Annotated in this window: 2 protein-coding genes and 2 pseudogenes; all 4 read right to left on the bottom strand. The window is 43.7% G+C overall.

The genetic code is table 11. The annotated features are described in order from the left end of the window. Positions 1-315: 315 nt before the first annotated feature. Positions 316-537, bottom strand: a pseudogene (locus J9889_RS19450) (transposase); the annotation flags it as partial. A 130-nt stretch (positions 538-667) separates the two neighbouring features. After that, positions 668-3,097 (bottom strand): ATP-binding protein, encoded by a 2,430-nt coding sequence (locus tag J9889_RS19445; RefSeq protein ID WP_210557769.1) that lies wholly within the window; start codon positions 3,095-3,097, stop codon positions 668-670. 36 nt (positions 3,098-3,133) lie between these two features. Continuing rightward, positions 3,134-4,246, bottom strand: coding sequence for a two-component system response regulator (locus J9889_RS19440; RefSeq protein ID WP_210557767.1), 1,113 nt, complete (start codon positions 4,244-4,246; stop codon positions 3,134-3,136). A 175-nt stretch (positions 4,247-4,421) separates the two neighbouring features. Next, positions 4,422-4,559: pseudogene (locus J9889_RS19435) on the bottom strand (IS1595 family transposase); the annotation flags it as partial.

Below are 4,559 nucleotides of genomic sequence, written 5' to 3'. Positions count from 1 at the left end.
GCGGAATGCATGGTGTTTTTGCTCATGGGGGGAGCGTATCTAAGGAGCAGGATCAAGCAAGCAGGAAAGTGGGATCAAGAGACGATCGTCTCATTTTTCCTGTGTCAATACTGTTCCGGTGAATACTTACGTTCGCACTTTCCCTAGAACATGTCATTCAAGCATTGATGTCATTCTATATGCAGGAATTCGTCTGTTTATGTTCTGTTTAAGCCTCGTGTCTATTAAATCGAACGGCAAAAATGTTTTTATTTATATTGCTCTGCGAGCATATTATCCACATGTAATGACTACCGCATTAGCGATATTTACCCGTTTGCGTAGCCGGGCCACTTCAGCCTCCAGCTCGGCGACAGAACGCGCTCCGGGAATGGCCGATGTATCCTTTCCTCCTTTGGCTGCGACCACCCAGTTGCTCAGTGTGCCTTTGGCAATACCCAACCTTCTGGCGGCTTCAGCTTGGCCAAGGCCTTGCTCCAACACCAGTCGAACCGCCTCTGCCCGAAACTCTGGTGAATAGTGTTCTCTCGATTTCATTCAATACCCCCGATTGTCTCATCGTAACAATCGGGACTGTCTGTGAAAATCAGGATACCTCAAAGCATGGCCAACAAGCGCAGGCTCTGCTGTCTGAATGAACAATATTTGTTCGAATGTATGGGGTTGTTCAAAGTATAAACACTGATGCGTCAGCCCTGTGACTTAACTCGACTTTGATTTGAACCATTAGCTCCAGAGCATCATCAAAATGATAACTTGATACTGCTTCAGACAGAGCGTAGCTCAGTTCCGGATTAAGCTTTTCAAAACAGGACTTATACTTGGAATAATAAAATTCAGACTCTAAGTCGCACTCTTCTAGCAATGCTGTCAGGTGGCTCACTTTAGACTCAAACTCCTCGACTGATTTGATATCACACTCGTGTTGAAGATGAGTGGTATCAACGAGCGCAGATTCTGGAAGCTCTTTGTACTTAGGAATTACTGATACTCCGGAGTGGTCAATATCGAGTTTGATGGTAAACCAGAAATTGCTCCCTTTATCTAGCTCACTGTCGACACCAACATGACCGCCCATTAACTCTGTAAGGCGCTTAGAAATCGCAAGGCCAAGGCCAGTACCTCCGTATTTTCGGGTCGTTGAGGCGTCTGCCTGCTGATAGCTGTCAAATACGACGGTCTGGTCGTGTTCAGACAAACCAATCCCCGTATCCATGACACTAAATAGCAGGTGAATATGTTTTTCGCTTCTTTGCACGACACTGACTGCGATGGTTACATCTCCTCCTCTAGAAAACTTGATGGCGTTACTCACATAGTTCAGGAGGATTTGCTTAATACGAAGTTGATCGCCAACGACCTGAGGAATGGACTGATCAACTTCAGTCATAAGATGAACATCGTTTTTTCTGGATCTGTTCTCAAACATGTCGTACACATCCTGAATTGTCGCTCGAATATCGAATGGTGCCTTCTCAATATCAACCTTATTTGCTTCAAGTTTAGAAAGGTCCAGAATGTTGTTAATCAGTGTCAGCAAATGCTTGCCTGATCTATCGATTTTCAACAGGTTATTTTTCTGCTCAGACGTGAGGTCTGAATTTAACAGTATGTAAGATAACCCGAGAATCGAATTCATCGGCGTACGTATTTCATGGCTGACATTTGAAATAAACTTGCTCTTGGTTAGGTTAGCATGTTCAGCCGATAATTTTGCCTCAGTCAGTTCGGAGGTAAGCTTATCCAACTTGCCACCCATGTTGATGATCGCGTTTGCTGTTTCGTTGATCTCTTTTAAACGGAAGCCTTCATGAGCTAAGTTAAAATCACCCAGCCCGACTCGATTGACCATGCTCTGGATCTGAGTTAATGGCTTAGCAATAAATTCACTCGTCTTCTTGGACGAACGCCAGATGAGGATAAAGAACAAGGTGTAGAATACCACTAAACCGAAGATCAGAATGTAACCAATTTTTTGGTATTTTTGTTCTAGCGCATAAGAAGTCGCATACATTTCCTTCTCACCAACAATCATCAGTAAGCGCCACTGAGTTTCTGGTATGGTCGACCATGATAGCAGTTTATTTTCACCATTCAGTTTGAGCTGCATAACCCCATTGGTGTTCTTGAGTAAACGCATGCTCAAGTCAGCGGTGTCATCACGTTTATACAGGTTAAATGCCTCAGGCTTAAAAATCTCTTTGGTGATTGCTTGCTGGTAGCTGTGCTCAGTGAGTTCTTTCAAGCCAAAATCGTGTTCTCCTTGTGGTGGCAAAGCCATAATTGTGCCGTTACTACTCGCTAAAACAGCGTAGCCGCCCCAAGGAATGGCTAGATTTTGAATGCTTTCTATAATGTCACTGACTTTGATATCAAGCCCGACAACACCCTCGAGAAAACCTTGGTTGTAGACCGGCGCGATAGCCGATGCCATCCAACCGTGGCCCGCAGGATCAATGTAAACATCTGTCCAAATTGTCTTCTGGTCAGGATTGTTTTCAGCGTTTGCCAGGTAGTAAAAGTTGTACTCCGGAATGTCCATTTTGGGAGGGTACTGAGCGACGGTGTAGAACCACGGGTAGATTCGGTTGTATGAATCCCAGGTATTAAAGTAAATCGACGCAACGAAATCGCTATTATTTATGATTTGTTTCATCAGTGGGTCAAGGTGAGCGAGTTTATACACCTTCTCCCAATCTTTTTCGGCGGTAAGACCAGAGTAGAAAGAAGCCGAGCCCCCTAAATCTTGTTTAGAATACAAGACGCCATCTTCGCTCACGGCAAGGTTATCTTTTTCAGATCGGTCAATGGTGTGTTCTTCTGATAAAACACGTTCTGTTTCGTTTTGGTATACGGCCGTTAAGCTTTCTATTGAGCGCAGCTTCTCTCTAATGATTGCTGCTTCTCTCTCCGATGAGATCTTCAACTCTTCATTTACTTGTGTGTAAATGTATTCCATGTTGTCGGTACTGATAAAATGGTTACTTATTAGGTAAACGGCAATAAGAACCGATTCCACCAGAATGAGGGGAATGATTCCGGTTTTGACCATTGAACGCCACATCCACGATTGCGTGGTGATTTTCTTGTCTTTCATGTTTGTTCCAGAAACGGCTATAAGTACTTGTCTTATCTAGTTAGTGTATTCTTGAGCAATGGCATCGAGTTCATCTGTAATTTCAGCGAAGGCATCGATGATAGTAGGGTCAAATTGAGTGCCTTTGCCTGACACAATGATATTTACTGCGTCTGAATGTGAAAACGCAGGTTTATAAACTCGCTTGCTGATGAGCGCATCATATACGTCTGCTATAGCCATGAGTCGGGCGGACAACGGAATTTGCTCTCCAGCAAGACCTAATGGGTATCCTTCACCATCCCAGCGTTCGTGATGTGAGTAGGCGATCTCTTTTGCGACAGTCAAGAACTTCATAGGCTGGCCGCATACTTTCTCAGCATTTTTAATCGCTTCATAACCGATGGTGGTATGAGTTTTCATCACTCGAAATTCATCGTCGGTCAGGGAGCCTTCTTTCTGCAAGATGTTGTCTGGAATGCCTATTTTCCCGATATCGTGCAGAGGCGCTGATTTATATAACAGGGCAATAAAGTCATCGGTCAGTTCTGAAACATAACGCGAGTTTTGGCGTAATTGCTCTGCTAAACGTTTTATGTAAGCTTGGGTACGTTTAATGTGGTTACCCGTTTCGTTATCGCGGGTTTCGGCTAACGAAATCATGGCATAAAAGGAAACATCTTGAATTGCGTGAAGCTCTTCTTTTTGCCGCAAAGCTTCGTTGGTTCGTCTTTCGACCTCTTGCTCTAGCACTTGATTCTTGTCTTTTAAGATATCGGAAGCCACTTTGAGAGATACATGTGTTTTAACACGTGCCTTCACGACCTCTGGGTTAATTGGTTTGGTTATGTAGTCAACGGCACCCAATTTTAGCCCTTTATGTTCATCGACTATTTCAGCTTTAGCTGTGAGGAATATTATCGGGATATCACTGGTTGCTGGGTTTGATTTAAGCTGCTGGCATACTTGATAACCATCTATTTCCGGCATCATGATATCGAGCAAGATCAAATCTGGATTAGCAGTTTCGGCAAGTGTAAGCCCGCGCTCACCGCCGTTTGCCCCTTTTACCTTATAATCATCTTTAAGTAGCTGATACATCAGCGTGAGGTTTTCTGGAATATCGTCGATAACCAATACAGTTGGCTTCGATGAAGAAAAATCGAACATCCTTCCTCCTTTTGGCAGCAATACGGCAAATTGCGATTTAGTGCATAATATTTATGTCAATAATCACTTAATGATCTTGAACTCTTTACTAAAATAAAGATGAAATAGGCTAGAATCGGTATCATCATGAACGTCGCGCAATAAAGTATCGAAATAGCCACAAATACAAACCTGATTACCCATGACCCTCAGCCAGCTTCAAGAGCCGATATGGCATCGGAGGGCTTGCCACGACTGCATGCCCCAATTCAACCAACATGCTCTTGAGGTCAAAACGATGATTAAACCGGAAGCAGTATTCCGCAAGATGCCT

Origin of the sequence: Aeromonas sp. PrichA-15 (assembly GCF_017939245.1) — a bacterium.
Taxonomy (GTDB): Bacteria; Pseudomonadota; Gammaproteobacteria; order Enterobacterales; family Aeromonadaceae; genus Aeromonas; species Aeromonas caviae.
The sequence above is the reverse complement of the archived record's forward strand: the minus strand, read 5'-3'. Positions and strand labels throughout refer to the sequence as shown.